Below are 15810 nucleotides of genomic sequence, written 5' to 3' on the forward strand. Positions count from 1 at the left end.
CAGGAACCAGCCCGCGGACCACAACGGCTCATCACCGCCGCCTGCGCATCCCTTCTCACAACACGGTATCCACTTATCCAAGAACCCGCGGTCCCGAAACGAGGAACCGCAATGCCCCGCGCTCAACCCTCCCGAAGGAGTGAGCCGCCAGGGCGAATTGTCTGTCTGTTTCCGCCGCGCCGCCGCCTCGTTGGCGACCGTCGCTGCGGTGGACGGGGTTATAGGCGCGGCCCCGTCGATGAGGCAAGCGGTTTTTTGCACGCCGATGAAAATTTCCTGACGGTTTGACTTTTCACCGGAGACGGGCCGGGAAACCGTGTATGGGGAAAGGGCGATCCCTGCCCCCAATGATGGGACAAGGATTGTCGATGGAGCCTGCTGTACCGGCTTCGCCAAGCCTGACCTTCACGGTTGACAGTGGCAATAACGGCGCGCATGGTCGGTCACGTTTCATCTCCGCACGGATGGCTTCACATCCGGCTTCACGAAAAATTTGTGGTTCGGGTGAGGAACAATAGGAGGATGACGGTGCGTTCGAGGCTTGGCAGCCTTCCCACGCTCGCCCTGGTCGCCGCTGCGCTGGCGGGGGTCCTCTCCCACACGGTCTGCCGTTCGGCGCTGGCGGCGAACAGCCGTCCCGCCGAGCAGGAGCGCAACAGCGCCGACGCGGACGACGAGGGCAAGCCGACGGCCGCGCACCGGCAGGTTCTGTCGGTCGGCAACGGCGACACGCTGATGGACATGCTGACCGGGGCCGACGTGCCGGCCGACGAGGCGACCAACGCCATCGCGGCGCTTCGCAAGGTCTATGACCCGCGCAAGCTGCAGGTCGGCCAGCGGGTGACGGTGCTGTTCGAGCCGCGCCGCGGCGGATCCAAACGGTTCGTGGGGCTGGAGTTCGTTCCCGATGTGGTCCGTTCCGTCTCGGTCTCGCGAAAGGGCGACAGCGATTTCACCTCCAACGAGGTCGAGAAAGCGGTGACCCGCCAGCCGGTCGCCGCCCAGGCCGTCATCCGGTCCAGCCTGTTCGAGGCGGGAAGTGCTGCCAACGTCCCGGTGTCGGTGATGATGGCGCTGATCAAGGACTATTCCTACGACATCGACTTCCAGCGCGACCTGCAGCCCGGCGACCGCTTCGAGGTGCTGTACGAGCGGCTGGTGACCGCCGACGGCAAGGTCGCCGGCGAGGGAGACATCCTGTACGCGGCGCTGGTGCTGAGCGGCGAGGAGTTCCCGATCTTCCGGCACAAGAGCCGCGACGGCCGCATCGACTACTACAACCGCGAGGGCGAGAGCATCCGCCGCGCCCTGCTGCGCACGCCCATCGACGGCGCCCGGATCACCTCCGGCTTCGGGATGCGCCATCATCCCATCCTCGGCTTCAGCAAGATGCACAAGGGGATGGACTTCGGCGCCCCGACCGGAACGCCGATCTTCGCCGCCGGCAGCGGCGTGGTGGAGGAGGTCGGCCCGCACGGCGGCTACGGCAACTACATCCGCATCCGGCACAACACCCAGATTTCCACCGCCTACGCCCACCTGAGCCGCATCGCCAAGGGCACCAAGCGCGGCGCGCGCATCGACCAGGGCGACGTCATCGGCTATGTCGGCACCACCGGCCGATCGACCGGCCCGCACCTGCATTACGAGGTGCTGAAGGCCGGCCAGCAGGTGAACCCGAAGAGCGTCGACCTGCCCACCGGCGAAAAGCTGGCAGGCCGCGAGTTGCAGGCCTTCGAGCAGACCGTCCGGTCGGTGGAGAAATCCTTCGAGCAGGCGCGCAGCGGCATGCAACTCGCGAAGAGCCCAGGTTCCCACGACGACAAGAGCTGCACCAAGGCCACGACCTGCTGACGGCCGTCGCCCGGCGGCCAGTCACCCCGCAGCGGGAGTCCTATTCCTGGTGAAGGAGGTTGCGGATGGCCGAGGCCAGGACCTGCAGCCCCTTCTCCTCATCCTCCGCCATCTTGCGCAGACGGTCGCGCATCGCCTGGACCTTCGGCTGGCGCTGGGCCGCCTTGGCGATGGCGAGCTGGGCCTCTTCCGGTGTCATGCCATTGTCGTCGGCCATGCGCGCCTCCTTGTGCGGACCCAGGATGATGCAAGCGGCGGGACGAATCAACGCCCGCCCGTCGCCTAACGGTAGAGACCGACCGTCTCGGTCGCCTGCCCGCCCGTGCCCAGCTTGAACTCCGTCACGCCGGGGGCGCTCTCCGGGTTGATGCCGCCGAGGTCGAGCCAGTCGACCCCGCGCGCCTTCAAGGCCAGCGCCGCCCGCCACAGCACCAGGCGCATCGCCCCGCTCTTGCGCCCGGCGTCGTTGGCCCAGCCGATCTGGTAGGTGGCCGACCGGCCATGGATGTAGAAGAGGCCGCTCGCGACCGGCTTGGCGTCCTTCGCCCGGCTTTCCAGCGCCGCCGCCATCAGAACCCCGCTCCCCTTGTTGTCGCCCTTGTTGACCAGAGCGTTGCGGATCCGGACCGCGAGCGGGCCGGTCATGGGCCGGAACTGCTTGGTCAGCGCCTGGTCATGCTCCTGCTTCATCAGCCAGGGGAGATTCTTCGCCTCCCAGTCCAGGTCGACGACCAGCCCAGCCTTCTCGGCGGCCTTCAGGCGCTGGCGCCAGTCGCGGGCCATGGCGGCGCGCAACTCCTCCTCACTGCGGCCGAGGTCGAGCCACACCGTGCGGTAGCCCGGGCCGAAGCGGCGGAACCCGCAGCGGTCGAGCATCGCCGCCGTCTCCGGATCGGCCGGCAGCTCGGGCAGCAGGCTCGCCCGGCTGAGCGGGTTGTCCGGGCAGGCGCGGCGCAGGAGGCGGAAGGTCTCCTCGCAGCTGGCCGCATCGGGCGGAACGCCGTCGAACCACAAAGGCCCGCGGTGCATCTGGCGCTGGCGGAACAGCCGGAGCAGGCGGCGTTCCAGAATCTGGACGAGACCGATGGGCTCCCCATCCCGCCGGATCACGCCGAGACGCGGCACGAAGCCGTGGGTCCGCCCCATGGCCTGGGCATAGCCGAAGCATTGCGGCAGGGTCGAACGCGGAATCCGGGCGAAATGGGCGTTCCATTCGCCCATCGTCCCGTCGTTCCAAGTGATGGAAATGGGCATCGGCTTGCCTACGCCGGCGGCAGCGCGGACGTCGCCTCTTCCACGTTGGCGAAGGTAGGTCGGTATTCGGGTTCCAGCACGTTGCGCGCGTATTCGACGGAAATGGCCGGGGCGTAGCCGGACAGATGGGCGATCAGGCCGGTCTTCATCGCTTGGTAGTACTTGCCCTCGGCGTGATAGACGTTCTTCAGGCCGCTGGCGATCGGCGCGACGAACCCATAGGCCACGAGCACGCCGGTGAAGGTGCCGACCAGCGCGCCGCCGATCAGCTTGCCCAGCACTTCCGGCGGTTCGGTGATCGAGCCCATGGTGTGGATCACGCCCAGCACCGCCGCCACGATGCCCAGCGCCGGCACGCCGTCCGCCACCGCCTGGATGGCGTCGGACACGCGCTGGTGCTCGTGGTGCATCGTCTCGATGTCCTCGTCCATCAGGTCCACCAGCTCGTGCGGGTTGTCGGCGCCCAACGACATCAGGCGGAGATAGGTGCAGAGGAAGGCGATGGCGTGGTGGTCGGCGTAGAATTTCGGGAACTGCTGGAACAGCGGCGAGTCCTCGGGCTTCTCGATGTGCTGCTCAAGCGCCAGCAGGCCCTTGGTCTTCGCGATCTTGAAGACCTGGTACATCATCGTCAGAAGTTCGAGATAGTCGTCCTTCTTGTATTTCGGCCCTTTGAAGAGGTGGCCGATCTCCTTGCCGGTGTGGGTGATGACGCTCTTCGGGTTGGCGATCAGATAGGCGCCGGCGGCGGCGCCCAGGATGATCAGGTATTCGAAGGGCTGCCACAGCACGCCCATGTGGCCGCCGCCCATGACGTAGCCGCCGAACACGCAGAACAGCACGACGCCGAAGCCGATCATCACGAACATGTCTTACCGTCCTCCAGCGCCCACCCGGTCCGCACCCGCCGACCGGCCGTCGATGCCCGTTTCCGTTTCGCCGCTACAATGACGGGAAAACCTCTTGAGTTTTTGTAAACTCCTCAAGACACGGGCCAACAAAATCGCCGGCCCGATCCTACCGGCCACCGCCGCCCCTGTCACGAAGGGAGTACCCCGGAAACGAAGAAGGGCCGCCCGCAGGCGACCCCTCCCCTAGCCATTCACAGTGTCCGTCCGAAGCGTTCGGCTCAGCCGATGCGCCACACGTCCGGGCTGGCTTCCAGGCGCTTCAGCAGTTCGACGCGCTGCTGCTCGATCTCGTTCGGCAGGTGACTGCCGAAGCGGTTGAACAGTTCCTCCTGGTCCTTGGCCTCGGCCTCGGCTTCCTTCCGGTCGATGTCCATGATCTTCCGGAACTTGTCCTCGGCGAAGTTCAGGCCGGCCCAGTTCAGGTCCTGGTAGTGCGGCATGTAGCCGAACGGGCTCTTCGCCGGCTCCGGCGCACGGCCGCGGACGCGGTCGACGATCCACTTCAGGACGCGCATGTTGTCGCCGAAGCCCGGCCACACGAACTTGCCGTTCTCGTCCTTGCGGAACCAGTTGACGCGGTAGATGCGCGGCAGGTTCTCCACCCGCTTCTCCATCGCCAGCCAATGGTTCCAGTAGTCGGCCATGTTGTAGCCGCAGAAGGGCAGCATGGCGAACGGGTCGCGGCGGATGGCGGCCTGGCCCACGGCGGCGGCGGTCGCCTCCGAGCCCATGGTCGCGGCCCAGTACACGCCCTCACGCCAGTTGTAGGCCTCGAACACCAGCGGGAAGGTCTTCGACAGGCGGCCGCCGAAGATGAAGGCGGAGATCGGAACGCCGGCCGGATCCTCCCAGGCCGGGTCGATCGACGGGCACTGCTCGGCCGGCGCGGTGAAGCGCGAGTTCGGGTGCGCGGCGGGACGGCCCGACTCCGGCGTCCAGTCGTTGCCCTGCCAGTCGATCAGATGCGCCGGCTTCTCGTCGGTCAGGCCTTCCCACCACACGTCGCCGTCGTCGGTCAGCGCGACGTTGGTGAAGATGACGTTGGCGTTCAGCGTCTTCAGCGCGTTCGGGTTCGACTTGATGCTGGTGCCCGGCGCCACGCCGAAGAAGCCGGCCTCCGGGTTGATGGCGCGCAGCGTGCCGTCCGGTTGCGGCTTCACCCAGGCGATGTCGTCGCCGATGGTGCGGACCTTCCAGCCCTCGAACTCGGCCGGCGGAACCAGCATGGCGAAGTTGGTCTTGCCGCAGGCCGACGGGAAGGCGGCGGCGACGTAGGTCTTCTCGCCCTCCGGGCTCTCGACGCCCAGGATCAGCATGTGCTCGGCCAGCCAGCCCTGCTCGCGGCCCATGGAGGAGGCGATGCGCAGCGCGAAGCACTTCTTGCCGAGCAGCGCGTTGCCGCCGTAGCCCGACCCGTAGGACACGATCGAATGGTCCGCGGGGAAGTGGACGATGTACTTGTGCTCGGCGTTGCACGGCCAGGCGACGTCCTGCTGGCCGGGCTCCAGCGGCGCGCCGACGGAGTGCAGGCAGGGCACGAAGTCGCCGTCGCCCAGGATGTCCAGCACCTTCTGGCCCATGCGGGTCATCAGGCGCATGTTCACCGCGACGTAGGGGCTGTCGGAGATCTGCACGCCGATGTGCGAGATGTCGGAGCCCAGCGGGCCCATGCTGAAGGGCACCACATACATGGTGCGGCCGCGCATGCAGCCCTCGAACAGGCCGTCCAGCTTCGCCTTCATCTCGGCCGGGGCGACCCAGTTGTTGGTCGGGCCGGCGTCTTCCTTGCGCTCGGAGCAGATGAAGGTGCGGTCTTCCACGCGGGCCACGTCGCCCGCGTCGGACCGGCAGAGATAGGAGTTCGGGCGCTTCGCCTCGTTCAGCTTGATGAAGGTGCCCGATGCGACCATCTCGGCGCAGAGACGGTCGTACTCCTCCTGCGAGCCATCACACCAGTACACCCGCTCGGGCTTGCATTTCGTCGCGATCTCCTCGACCCAAGCCAGGAGCTTCTTGTTCCGCGTGCGCGTCGTTCCGGTCATCCTTTGCCTCTCAACTCATCCCCGGCGTTCCACCGCCCTGCGACATCAGGGCGCGGCACCGGAGGTTCTGACGGATGGGCCTGTTCCGACCCTTGTGGAATCCGTCGCCAAACGATGGCGGCATTCACCGCCGGTTCATCACGCCATCACCCGCCCGGGGGCGGAGCGGCACACCATCACCCGCCACAGGACGGGGCGGCGAACACACCGATGCGCGCGGCCGGCGCATCCGGTTCCCTGGATCGGCAAGAACGGGGAGGCCCGAGAGCCACATACCCGGAACGGCGACAAGTCGGTCCGTTATGGTCCACTGACGTTTTCTCCTGGTTGCGCGGGTGCGCGCCGCTTTGCGCGGCGTCGTGGTTTGACGTCTCACTCTCTCGATCAGAGCCTGGGGCTCCCCGTTCCCGCGCCGGCGTTGCCGGCTGAGGACAGGGGTTGGCGGGCCCTTCGGGCAAGCCCGGCCAAGTTGACCCTAGCACTCATGGGGTCATCCACGCGCTGATCGAAATCAACCCGCGCGATGGTGCCGCCGCAGCGGAGGTCGCAGCCGTCCGGATCGAGTCCGGTCATCGTCCAGCCCTCTTCCGCTGTATTTTGGGACACGCCGGCGAGCACCGTGGCGTAGAGCCGGACGGCGTCCGCGTGGTCCGCGTTCATGTGCGCCAGAATGTCGCCCTCCGCCTCGGCCAGCGCGGCCGGGACGCCATAGGGGAGCAGATCGGCGCGCTCGATCCAATGGACGCGCCCGAAACCCGCGACGTGATGCGCCCGCTCCACCGAAACCGCGTAGATCGCGAAGTCGCCGAAGCCGGCGTAGAAGGATGCGGCGGGATGCCGCGCCAGGAAACGCGCGCGGTGGCGCGGCTCCTCCGACCGCTCGGCCCGGCCGAGAACCGACACGCGCGAACCGGCCAACGGCTGCGCCAGCCCCGCGGTGCCGTCGAACAGCAGCCCGACGCGCGGATCGGCCGCGATGTTCTTCGTGTGGTCGGCCAGCGTGGAGAGAAGGAGAAGCGGCGTGCCGTCCAAGTCCAGCGCCACCTGCACCAGCGACGGGTAGGGCCAGCCGCCAAGCTCCCCCGCCGGATGGTCGCCCCGCAGCGCGCCCCCCAATGCAGTCGCCAGCGCCGCCCGGTCGACGGCGCGCATGACGCGCCGAGCCGCGTCGCCCAGCATCGCGGGGGAAGCGTCGGACGACGCGGACGGAGCCGGGCCACTGGGGGGACCGCTGGGGCCGCCGGCGTTGGAAGGCTGGTCGGAACTCATGCCCAAAACGAATGCGTTCTCCCACGCCGCGCCGTTTCTCCGGCGCCGCATTGGTGCCATATTGGCCCAGAAAAATACGTCGGGAAAAGCAAAAACTTGCCGCGTCATGCCATTGGGTCGCCATATGGCTAAGATGGCGAAAAGGTCAGACCGCTTTTCGAAATAAGTTGGAACCACTCTTCTGTATCGGGCAAAGGCTATAGGCGGATCCGCTGAACGCCGAGAGTCCGAACTGGGAAGCCGCATTGAGAAGCTGAGGACCATGTCCCACACCGTAGCGCTGGTGGACGACGACCGGAACATCCTGACCTCCGTTTCCATGGCGCTGGAAGCGGAAGGGTTCGAGGTGCGCACCTACACCGACGGGGCCGACGCCCTGCGCGGCCTGACCCAGCGCCCGCCCGACCTGGCCGTGCTGGACATCAAGATGCCGCGCATGGACGGGATGGAGCTGCTCCAGCGGCTGCGCCAGTCCAGCCACATGCCGGTCATCTTCCTGACCAGCAAGGACGACGAGGTGGACGAGCTGATGGGCCTGCGCATGGGCGCGGACGACTACATCAAGAAGCCCTTCTCGCAACGCCTGCTGATCGAGCGGATCCGCGCGCTGCTGCGGCGGGAGACTCTGACCCGCGACAAGGCGGTGGTGGCCGACCCGGGGCAGGTCCTGACCCGCGGCCCGCTGGCCATGGACGGTGCCCGCCATTCCTGCACCTGGAAGGGCCAGCCGATCGACCTGACGGTGACCGAGTTCCTGCTGGTCAAGGCGCTGGCCCAGCGGCCGGGCCACGTGAAGAGCCGCGACCAGCTGATGGACGCGGCCTATGGCGAGAACGTCTATGTCGACGACCGAACCATCGACAGCCACATCAAGCGGCTCCGCAAGAAGTTCAAAGCCATCGACTCCGACTTTTCCCAGATCGAAACGCTCTATGGCGTCGGTTACCGTTACAAGGAATAAGGCGTCGGCCGCCGAGGAGCGCGCCGACGCCCCTGCCCAAGCCTCCGCCGGAAAGGCGGGGGCCCGGCCCGGCCGCCCCGCCGGCCGCCCCGCCACCCGGCCGCGGCGGCACTGGGGCGTGTCGCCGCTGACCCTGCGCATCCTGGCCGTCAACGTGCTGGCGCTGGCGCTGCTGGTGGTCGGGCTGCTCTACCTTGGCCGCTACCAGGACCGGCTCGTCCAGGCGGAGCTGGACGCGCTGGAGACGGAGGCGCGCATCTTCGCCTCGGCGCTGGGCGAGGGCGCGGTGCAGCGCGCCGCCAACGAGGCCGAGACGGGGCGGGAGAGCTACGAGCTGTCGCCGGAGCTGGGGCGCCAGATGGTCCGGCGCCTCGCGCTGGCGACGGACACCCACACCCGCCTGTACGGCGCGGAGGGGCAGCTCCTGTCGGACAGCCGCGTGCTGACCGGCTCCCCCGGCAAGATCGAGATCCGCGAACTGCCGCCCCCGCCGGCCGGCGACGCGGTGTCGCGCACGGTCAACGACCTCTACAGCCGCTTCATCGACGTGGTGCCGAGTCGCGAGGGGCTTCCGCTCTACCGGGAGCGGTCGTCCGGCAAGGACTCCGAGCCGCCGGACGTGGAGCGCGCGCTCGCCGGCGAGAACAGCAAGACCGTCTGGCGCCTGGAGGCGCGCGGGGAGCACGCCGACCTGCTGCTGACCGTGGCGGTGCCCGTCCAGCGCTACAAGGAGGTGCTGGGCGCGGTGCTGCTGTCGCGCAGCGGCGCCGGCATCGACGACGCCATCCGCTCCGTCCGGTTCGACATCCTGAAGGTCTTCGCGGCGGCGCTGCTGGTCACGGTGGGGCTCTCCTTCTATCTGGCCAGCACCATCGCCCGGCCGGTCCGCCGGCTGGCCCAGGCCGCCGACCGGCTGCGCACCGGGCACGGCCGCCACACGGAAATTCCCGACTTCACCGGCCGCGGCGACGAGATCGGGGAGCTGTCCGGGGTGCTGCGCGACATGACCGCCGCGCTGTGGGCGCGCATGGACGCGATCGAGCGCTTCGCCGCCGACGTCGCGCACGAGATCAAGAATCCGCTGACCTCGCTGCGCAGCGCGGTGGAGACGGTCAACCGCATCCAGGACCCCGGCCGCCGGGACCGGTTGATGGCAATCATCGCCGACGACGTGCAGCGGCTGGACCGGCTGATCAGCGACATCTCCAACGCCTCGCGCCTGGACGCCGAGCTGTCCCGCGCCGAGCCGGAACCGGTGGACGTCGGCGCCATGCTGGACACGCTGGCCGACATCCACCGCGCCACGGCGGCCTCCGCCGGGAGCGAGGGCGAGGACGCGAACCCGCCGCGGGTGGTGGTGGAGGTGCCGCCGGGCGGCGGCCTGACCGTGCCGGGGCTGGAGGGGCGGCTGACCCAGGTGTTCCAGAACCTGATCGCCAACGCCCTGTCCTTCTCGCCGCCGGGCGGGCTCGTCCGCGTGGCCGTGCGGCGCACCGGCAACGGCAGCCGCGGCATGGTGGAGGTCACCGTCACCGACGACGGCCCCGGCATCCCCGACGGGAAGGAGGAGGCGATCTTCGAGCGCTTCTACACGGAGCGGCCGGCGGGGGAGAAGTTCGGCACCCATTCGGGCCTCGGCCTGTCCATCTCCAAGCAGATCGTCGAGGCGCACGGCGGCCGGATCACCGCGGCCAACCGCCGCACGCCGGACGGCGACGTGGCGGGGGCCGTGTTCACCGTACGGCTGCCGCGCCCCTGACCGGGGTGCGGCAAAGTTGCATTGACCGCAAACCGCCTGGACATTCGCGAGTGCACAACGGATGCTGTTTGCGGTCATGCACCGCTTCGCCGGCCGGCTGGCCTTCGTCCGCACTCACGAGGGGTCATGTCCGAGACAGCGCCTGCGACCGCCCCGGTCTCCGCCCAAGTCACCGCCCAGGTCATCGACCTCCGCCGATACCGCCTGGCGCGCCTGATTCGCAACGCCAGCGGCCAGCAGAGCGAGTTGGCCCGGTTGATGCGCGCCTCCGTCGCGGAGCGGACCCAGCTGGCCGAGGCCCTGCAGGGCGCGCAGCGCCACCTGTCGCACATCGCCGACAGCTACAAGGTCCTGCTGGTGCGGCTGAAGCGGGAGAAGGACTTCCGCGACGCCTGCCAAGAGGCCGCGGAGCTGGACGATCTGGACGAGATGATCCGGCGCCGCGACGCCCTGGTGCGGGAGCTGGAACGGATCCGCGTCGACCGCCGTCCCCCGCCCCGCCACCAGGACGACGCCTAGGCGAGCCCTCCGGAAGGCTCCGGGACAGACATACTCGGGCATGTCAGCTCCGAGAAATAACGCATTTTCTCCATCCCATTGACAGAACCCGCGCAACGCCTCACCTTCGCGGGATCATGGTGACGATACACGGCACCTGCGTCCTGATTTCGGGCATCGGTGTCCTGCTGCGCGGTCGGTCCGGCAGCGGGAAATCCGATCTGGCCCTGCGGCTGGTCGACAGGGGTGCGCGGTTGGTGGCCGACGATCAGGTGGAGCTGCGCATGGTTCACGGCAGACTGATGGCGACAGCGCCGGCGGCGCTGGCCGGTCTGCTGGAAGCGCGCGGCGTCGGCATCCTGCCCGTCCCCGCGGCGGACGCGGCGGAGGTCGCGCTGGTCGTCGACCTGGTTCCGCGCGACCGGGTGGAACGGCTGCCGGAACCGGAAACGGCGCTTCTCCTGGACCGTCCCGTGCCGCGCCTGTCGCTCTGCGCCTTCGACGCGTCGACCCCCGCCAAGCTGCGGCTCGCCGCCGCGGCCGCGCGGACCGGCACCCTGGGAAACATCCCGGAGGCAAACATCCCGGCGGGAGAGGTTCCGGCACAGCCATGACCCTTCAGCCCCCTCCGGAGTCGCCGAACACCGCCATGCCGCCCACCCCGTCTGCCGGCCAGCACGGCCGGCTCGTTCTCGTCACCGGCATGTCCGGCGCCGGCATGTCCGTGGCGCTGAAGGCGCTGGAGGATTTGGGGTACGAGGCGGTGGACAACCTGCGCCTGTCGCTGGTGCCGGCGCTGCTCGAACAGGCGGACCCGCGCAAGCGCCCTCTGGCGCTGGTGATCGACAGCCGCACGCGCGACTTCTCCGCCCACGCGGTGCTGGAGCAGGTCGAGTCGCTGAAGGCGCGCGACGACCTGGACGTCCGGCTGGTCTTCCTGGACTGCGGCGACGAGGTGCTGCAACGCCGCTTCACCGAGACGCGGCGGCGCCACCCGCTGGCCATCGACCGGCCCGTGCCGGACGGCATCCAGCGCGAACGGGCCCTGCTCTTCCCGCTGAAGCAGGAAGCCGACGTCACCATCGACACGACGCAGCTGTCGATTCACGACCTGCGCCGCCTGCTGGCCGGCAATTTCCAGATCGACGCGCAGGCCGCGCTTCAGGTCTTCGTGACCTCCTTCTCCTTCCGGCTGGGATTGCCGCGCGAGGCGGACCTCGTGTTCGACGTGCGCTTTCTCACCAATCCGCATTATGATCCGGATCTGCGGCCCCTGACCGGGCTGGATCCCCGGGTGGCGGCGCGGGTGGAGGGGGACCCCGATTTCGACGCCTTTTTCCGCCATCTGACGGACTTGTTGCAGCCGCTCCTGCCGCGCTACAACCAGGAAGGAAAGAGTTACCTGACCATCGCGGTCGGCTGCACGGGGGGACGGCACCGGTCGGTGTTCGTCGCGGAGCGGCTGGCGGCGTGGTTGACGGGATTGGGCCTCAAGGTCGGATTGAGCCATCGGGAATTGGACCGCCAGTCGTCGCGCGCCGGGTGAGAGGGCGCGTCTGCGGGAACGAGCGGTCCGGTCGGTGAAAGAACGGGAACAGGCGTGGCCTTGGAGGATCCCAAAGTGAAGGATGTCCCATGATCGGTATGGTTCTGGTGACCCACGGACGCCTCGCGGAAGAGTTCATCGCCGCGCTGGAACATGTGGTGGGCGAGCAGCAGCAGGTGCGGGCTGTCTGCATCGGTCCGGATGACGACATGGAGCAGCGCCGCCAGGACATTCTGAACTCCGTGGCGGAGGTCGACGACGGCTCGGGGGTCGTCGTGCTGACCGACATGTTCGGCGGCACGCCGTCGAACCTCGCCATCTCCATCATGGACAAGGCGAAGGTGGAGGTCATCGCGGGGGTCAACCTGCCGATGCTGATCAAGCTCGCCAGCGTCCGCCGCCAGGAGACCCTGGCCCACTCCGTGGCCGCCGCGCGCGAGGCCGGGCAGAAATACATCAACGTCGCCTCTTCCCTGCTGTCGGACGGATGACCGGATGACCAACCCAGACGAGAAGACGCCCACCGAGGGCGCCCAAATGAACGGCGCCCAGATGACGGGCACCCAAATGACCAGCGGGCATAACCCCGAGATCTGCCAGACCGTCACCATCCGCAACCAGCGCGGCCTGCACGCCCGCGCCGCCGCGAAGTTCGTGAAGCTGGTCGCCACCTTCGACTGCGAGATCGAGGTCCGCCGCGGCGAGACGCAGGTGTCCGGCGAATCGATCATGGGCCTGATGATGCTGGCCGCCGGCCCCGGCACGTCGGTGGAGCTGTGCGCCTATGGCCGCGAGGCCGAGGCGGCGATGGCCGCCCTCGTCGACCTGATCACGCGCAAGTTCGATGAAGACTGACGTTCCGGCCGCCGGCCAGGGACGGTCGCTGCGCGGGCTGGGCGTGTCGCCCGGCATTGCCATCGGTCCGGCCCATGTGGTGGAGAGCGGCGCCGTCCGCGTCCCCGAATACAGCCTGACCGCCGACCAGGTGGAGGCCGAGGCCGCGCGCTTCGCCGAAGCCTGCGGGAAGGCCCGGCGCCAGATCCGCAAGCTGAAGAGCAAGGCGCTGATCCTGCCCGGCTCCGCGTCGGAGGAGATCGGCTTCCTTCTGGACGCCCATCTGGCGATGGTCACCAACTCCCGCCTGACCCGCGGCGTCGAACGCCGCATCCAGGAGGAGCGCGTCAACGCCGAGGCCGCCGTCCAGGCGGAGATCGCCACCATCGCCCAGACCTTCGCGGGCATGGAGGACAGCTACCTCGCCGGCCGCATCGCCGACGTGCGCGAGGTCGGGCGGCGGCTGATCCGCAACCTGATGCGGCACGAATACACGGCCTTCTCCATGCTCACCCCCGGGGCGGTGATCCTGGCGGAGGAGCTGACACCCGCCGACACCGCCCTGCTGGACCCGCGCCGCGTCGCCGGCTTCGCCACCGTGCTGGGCGGGGCGGAGGGGCACACGGCCATCATGGCGCGCTCGCTGGGCCTGCCGGCCGTGCTGGGCGCCGCCGGGCTCCTGACGGGCATCAAGAACGGCATCACCGTCATCGTGGACGGCGTGCAGGGCCGCGTGATCATCGACCCGACGCCCGAGACGCTGGACGATTACCGGCTGCGCCAGGCGGAGCGGGAACGCGAGCGCGAGCAGCTGAAGAGCCTGCGCAAGCTGCCGGCGGTCACCCGCGACGGCACGGCGATCACGCTGCAGGCGAACCTGGAGCTGCCGCGCGACCTCGACCACGCGCTGGAGAACGGGGCGCAGGGCATCGGGCTGCTGCGCACCGAATTCCTGTTCATGAACCGCGACCACCTGCCGGACGAGGACGAGCAGTACACCGTGCTGCGCGCCATCGTGGAGGGCATGGGCGGGCGCACCGTCACCGCCCGCACCATGGACGTGGGCGGGGAGAAGCTGGCCGGCTGGATGGCCGGCCGCTATGGGGAGCCGGCCAACCCGGCGCTCGGCCTGCGCGCCGTGCGGCTGGGCCTGCGCGAGCCGAAGCTGATGGAAACGCAGCTCGCCGCCATGCTGCGCGCGGGCGTGCACGGACCGCTGCGCATCCTGCTGCCGATGATCTGCTCGGTCAGCGAGGTGCAGCGCGTGCGCGAGATGATGGGCCAGGTGGCCCGCCGCCTGCGCCGCCGCGGCGTTCCCATCGCCGACCCGCTGCCGCCCGTGGGCGTGATGGTGGAGGTGCCGGGGGCCGCCCTGTCGGCCGACGCGCTGGCCTACGCCGCCGACTTCTTCGCCATCGGCACCAACGACCTGACGCAGTACACGCTGGCCATCGACCGCGGCGACGAGCAGGTCGCCTCGCTCTACGACCCGCTGCACCCGGCGGTGCTGCGCCTGATCCAGTTCACCATCGAGGCGGCGCTGCGCGCCCGTATCCCCGTGTCCGTCTGCGGCGAGATTGCCGGCGACCCGCGCTACACGGCGCTGTTGCTGGGGCTCGGCGTGCGCGACCTGTCGATGGTGCCGCCGGCCATCGCCGTGGTGAAACGGCGCATCCGCACCCTCGACCTGATGGAGGCAAGCCGCCGCGCCCGCGTCATCATGGACCAGAGCGACAGCGGCCGCATCGCAACGCTGCTGGACGACTTCAACGCGGTGGGGTGAGGCGCGCCGCGGGCAGCGTCCGAGCCTGCCGGATTCCGGACAGGATGCCCGTCGGCAACCCTCCTTTCTTGACGGTCATCGCCCCGACGCTATGGAATTCTTGATCACGCGCAACTCTTTTGACATTGCCTCAAGCTCAGCGCTCATCCGATTTCGTCCAACCAGGCTTCGCACGCACATATAGAACACGGCCGCCAACCCAATCGGAATGATGGTCGTTTGAACGATAAAGATTTTGATGATGTTGACCACATGGTCGGCGGTGTCACTGATCATGCTCTTGATTTTGGCAACATCCGGAACGTTGCGCACGGAATCAGGAACGGCGGATTTCACCCCATCTTTCACGGTGCTGGCGGTCTTCTGGAACCACTCCATGAGGCCCCCGTCTTCTTGCGCGCTGTCTGGGGAGATTGCACTTCCACAGTTCATATCAGAGACACACGAATATTTTGCTTGGCTGTCCAGGGATTCATTCGCGATCTGGACTGACTGAAGAGAGGCTTCAAGGTCCCGGCTTAGGAATTTCTCGCTGATTTCACTGCCCAGCCAACCGGTGAAAGGCACCAGGAACCGGAAAAAGACGATGAGCATCAACAAGGAACGGCTCAACGTCGAAAGCCTTTGCCGCGCCCCAATCATTGATGCTGGGGTCCAGACGGTCAAAAGCCATATCGCCCCCAGCATCGGAACGCCAATCTTCAGCGCGAAATCCATCGAGATCTTGTGAGCCAGATCCTGAACGAAAAGAGCTGATATGGCATAAACCATGACCTGCGAGAAGTCTTTGGACAGATCATCGATAGGTTCAACTATTTGAAGTGGATTGACCCCAACGAACACCAAATTCAGCTCAAATGACTTCAAGACCGATAAGGCCGCGTTTAAAGATCGCGCCGCCACGAAGGCGACGGCGGCCTTTTCTTGAGATTGATGGAAATAGCTCGACGCAGCCTGATCCATGGCACCAAGGGGGCTGCTGTTCACCAAAAGATCCCAAATCCCCACCACACCGGCAAGAATGACCGCACAAATCAGCAGAGACTTTCCAAATTTTGCAAAGAACTTCCGAACCGAGCGTGCGGACATCTTTCCTTGC

15 protein-coding genes are annotated in these 15810 nt (G+C 67.8%); 9 read left to right on the plus strand and 6 right to left on the minus strand.

Annotated features, from left to right (window positions below):
• The first annotated feature begins 522 nt into the window (after positions 1 to 522).
• Positions 523 to 1854 carry a M23 family metallopeptidase gene (locus J2851_RS30485; protein WP_246501046.1) on the plus strand — a complete coding sequence of 444 codons (1332 nt, stop codon included), beginning with the start codon at positions 523 to 525 and terminating at the stop codon, positions 1852 to 1854.
• 40 nt (positions 1855 to 1894) lie between these two features.
• Here J2851_RS30485 and J2851_RS30490 read toward each other — a convergent pair whose 3' ends face one another.
• The 5 genes from J2851_RS30490 to J2851_RS30510 all read right to left on the minus strand — a co-directional run bounded on the left by J2851_RS30490 (position 1895) and on the right by J2851_RS30510 (position 7330).
• Positions 1895 to 2071: a hypothetical protein gene (locus J2851_RS30490; RefSeq protein WP_209771371.1), complete on the minus strand. Its 177-nt coding sequence runs from the start codon at positions 2069 to 2071 to the stop codon at positions 1895 to 1897.
• 65 nt (positions 2072 to 2136) lie between these two features.
• Positions 2137 to 3108: a GNAT family N-acetyltransferase gene (locus J2851_RS30495; RefSeq protein WP_209771373.1), complete on the minus strand. Its 972-nt coding sequence runs from the start codon at positions 3106 to 3108 to the stop codon at positions 2137 to 2139.
• An 8-nt stretch (positions 3109 to 3116) separates the two neighbouring features.
• The gene (gene motA / locus J2851_RS30500; RefSeq protein ID WP_209771375.1) at positions 3117 to 3977 is read right to left on the minus strand and encodes a flagellar motor stator protein MotA; all 861 of its coding nucleotides are present in this window, start codon (positions 3975 to 3977) and stop codon (positions 3117 to 3119) included.
• A gap of 260 nt (positions 3978 to 4237) precedes the next feature.
• Positions 4238 to 6061 (minus strand): phosphoenolpyruvate carboxykinase (GTP), encoded by a 1824-nt coding sequence (locus J2851_RS30505; RefSeq protein WP_209771377.1) that lies wholly within the window; start codon positions 6059 to 6061, stop codon positions 4238 to 4240.
• Positions 6062 to 6445: 384 nt separating this feature from the next.
• On the minus strand, positions 6446 to 7330 hold the full coding sequence (locus J2851_RS30510) for a HugZ family pyridoxamine 5'-phosphate oxidase (RefSeq protein WP_246501047.1): 885 nt from the start codon (positions 7328 to 7330) through the stop codon (positions 6446 to 6448).
• 262 nt (positions 7331 to 7592) lie between these two features.
• Here J2851_RS30510 and J2851_RS30515 point away from each other — a divergent pair, with 262 nt between their 5' ends.
• The 8 genes from J2851_RS30515 (at position 7593) to ptsP (ending at position 14711) form a co-directional block, all read left to right on the plus strand.
• Positions 7593 to 8291, plus strand: a complete 699-nt coding sequence (locus tag J2851_RS30515) for a response regulator transcription factor (RefSeq protein WP_209771379.1) — start codon at positions 7593 to 7595, stop codon at positions 8289 to 8291.
• Entirely contained in the window at positions 8263 to 10050 is a 1788-nt protein-coding gene (locus tag J2851_RS30520; RefSeq protein WP_209771381.1) for a stimulus-sensing domain-containing protein, read from the plus strand. Before J2851_RS30515 ends, J2851_RS30520 begins: the two co-directional genes overlap by 29 nt.
• A gap of 126 nt (positions 10051 to 10176) precedes the next feature.
• Positions 10177 to 10569, plus strand: a complete 393-nt coding sequence (locus J2851_RS30525; RefSeq protein ID WP_209771383.1) for a hypothetical protein — start codon at positions 10177 to 10179, stop codon at positions 10567 to 10569.
• Between the two features lie 116 nt (positions 10570 to 10685).
• On the plus strand, positions 10686 to 11162 hold the full coding sequence (locus tag J2851_RS30530; RefSeq protein WP_209771386.1) for an HPr kinase/phosphorylase: 477 nt from the start codon (positions 10686 to 10688) through the stop codon (positions 11160 to 11162).
• On the plus strand, positions 11159 to 12094 hold the full coding sequence (rapZ, locus tag J2851_RS30535) for an RNase adapter RapZ (protein ID WP_370881327.1): 936 nt from the start codon (positions 11159 to 11161) through the stop codon (positions 12092 to 12094). The genes J2851_RS30530 and rapZ overlap by 4 nt, the downstream gene beginning before the upstream one ends.
• Before the next feature lie 89 nt (positions 12095 to 12183).
• On the plus strand, positions 12184 to 12585 hold the full coding sequence (locus J2851_RS30540) for a PTS sugar transporter subunit IIA (RefSeq protein ID WP_209771388.1): 402 nt from the start codon (positions 12184 to 12186) through the stop codon (positions 12583 to 12585).
• 4 nt (positions 12586 to 12589) lie between these two features.
• Positions 12590 to 12949: an HPr family phosphocarrier protein gene (locus tag J2851_RS30545; protein WP_209771391.1), complete on the plus strand. Its 360-nt coding sequence runs from the start codon at positions 12590 to 12592 to the stop codon at positions 12947 to 12949.
• Positions 12939 to 14711 carry a phosphoenolpyruvate--protein phosphotransferase gene (gene ptsP, locus J2851_RS30550; protein WP_209771393.1) on the plus strand — a complete coding sequence of 591 codons (1773 nt, stop codon included), beginning with the start codon at positions 12939 to 12941 and terminating at the stop codon, positions 14709 to 14711. Before J2851_RS30545 ends, ptsP begins: the two co-directional genes overlap by 11 nt.
• Before the next feature lie 75 nt (positions 14712 to 14786).
• On the opposite strand, the gene J2851_RS30555 is transcribed toward ptsP, so the two are convergent.
• On the minus strand, positions 14787 to 15800 hold the full coding sequence (locus tag J2851_RS30555) for a hypothetical protein (RefSeq protein WP_209771395.1): 1014 nt from the start codon (positions 15798 to 15800) through the stop codon (positions 14787 to 14789).
• Between the last annotated feature and the right edge of the window lie 10 nt (positions 15801 to 15810).

Source organism: Azospirillum rugosum (assembly GCF_017876155.1).
GTDB lineage: Bacteria > Pseudomonadota > Alphaproteobacteria > Azospirillales > Azospirillaceae > Azospirillum > Azospirillum rugosum.

What these genes read in the sequence shown, in the direction of transcription:
- ptsP (WP_209771393.1), top strand. Translation starts at nt 12,939, where the DNA reads ATGAAGACTGACGTTCCGGCCGCCGGCCAGGGACGGTCGCTGCGCGGG.
- J2851_RS30490 (WP_209771371.1), bottom strand. Translation starts at nt 2,071, where the DNA reads ATGGCCGACGACAATGGCATGACACCGGAAGAGGCCCAGCTCGCCATC.
- J2851_RS30515 (WP_209771379.1), top strand. Translation starts at nt 7,593, where the DNA reads ATGTCCCACACCGTAGCGCTGGTGGACGACGACCGGAACATCCTGACC.
- J2851_RS30540 (WP_209771388.1), top strand. Translation starts at nt 12,184, where the DNA reads ATGATCGGTATGGTTCTGGTGACCCACGGACGCCTCGCGGAAGAGTTC.
- J2851_RS30485 (WP_246501046.1), top strand. Translation starts at nt 523, where the DNA reads ATGACGGTGCGTTCGAGGCTTGGCAGCCTTCCCACGCTCGCCCTGGTC.
- J2851_RS30505 (WP_209771377.1), bottom strand. Translation starts at nt 6,061, where the DNA reads ATGACCGGAACGACGCGCACGCGGAACAAGAAGCTCCTGGCTTGGGTC.
- motA (WP_209771375.1), bottom strand. Translation starts at nt 3,977, where the DNA reads ATGTTCGTGATGATCGGCTTCGGCGTCGTGCTGTTCTGCGTGTTCGGC.
- J2851_RS30520 (WP_209771381.1), top strand. Translation starts at nt 8,263, where the DNA reads ATGGCGTCGGTTACCGTTACAAGGAATAAGGCGTCGGCCGCCGAGGAG.
- J2851_RS30530 (WP_209771386.1), top strand. Translation starts at nt 10,686, where the DNA reads ATGGTGACGATACACGGCACCTGCGTCCTGATTTCGGGCATCGGTGTC.
- J2851_RS30495 (WP_209771373.1), bottom strand. Translation starts at nt 3,108, where the DNA reads ATGCCCATTTCCATCACTTGGAACGACGGGACGATGGGCGAATGGAAC.
- J2851_RS30510 (WP_246501047.1), bottom strand. Translation starts at nt 7,330, where the DNA reads ATGAGTTCCGACCAGCCTTCCAACGCCGGCGGCCCCAGCGGTCCCCCC.
- J2851_RS30545 (WP_209771391.1), top strand. Translation starts at nt 12,590, where the DNA reads ATGACCAACCCAGACGAGAAGACGCCCACCGAGGGCGCCCAAATGAAC.
- J2851_RS30525 (WP_209771383.1), top strand. Translation starts at nt 10,177, where the DNA reads ATGTCCGAGACAGCGCCTGCGACCGCCCCGGTCTCCGCCCAAGTCACC.
- rapZ (WP_370881327.1), top strand. Translation starts at nt 11,159, where the DNA reads ATGACCCTTCAGCCCCCTCCGGAGTCGCCGAACACCGCCATGCCGCCC.
- J2851_RS30555 (WP_209771395.1), bottom strand. Translation starts at nt 15,800, where the DNA reads ATGTCCGCACGCTCGGTTCGGAAGTTCTTTGCAAAATTTGGAAAGTCT.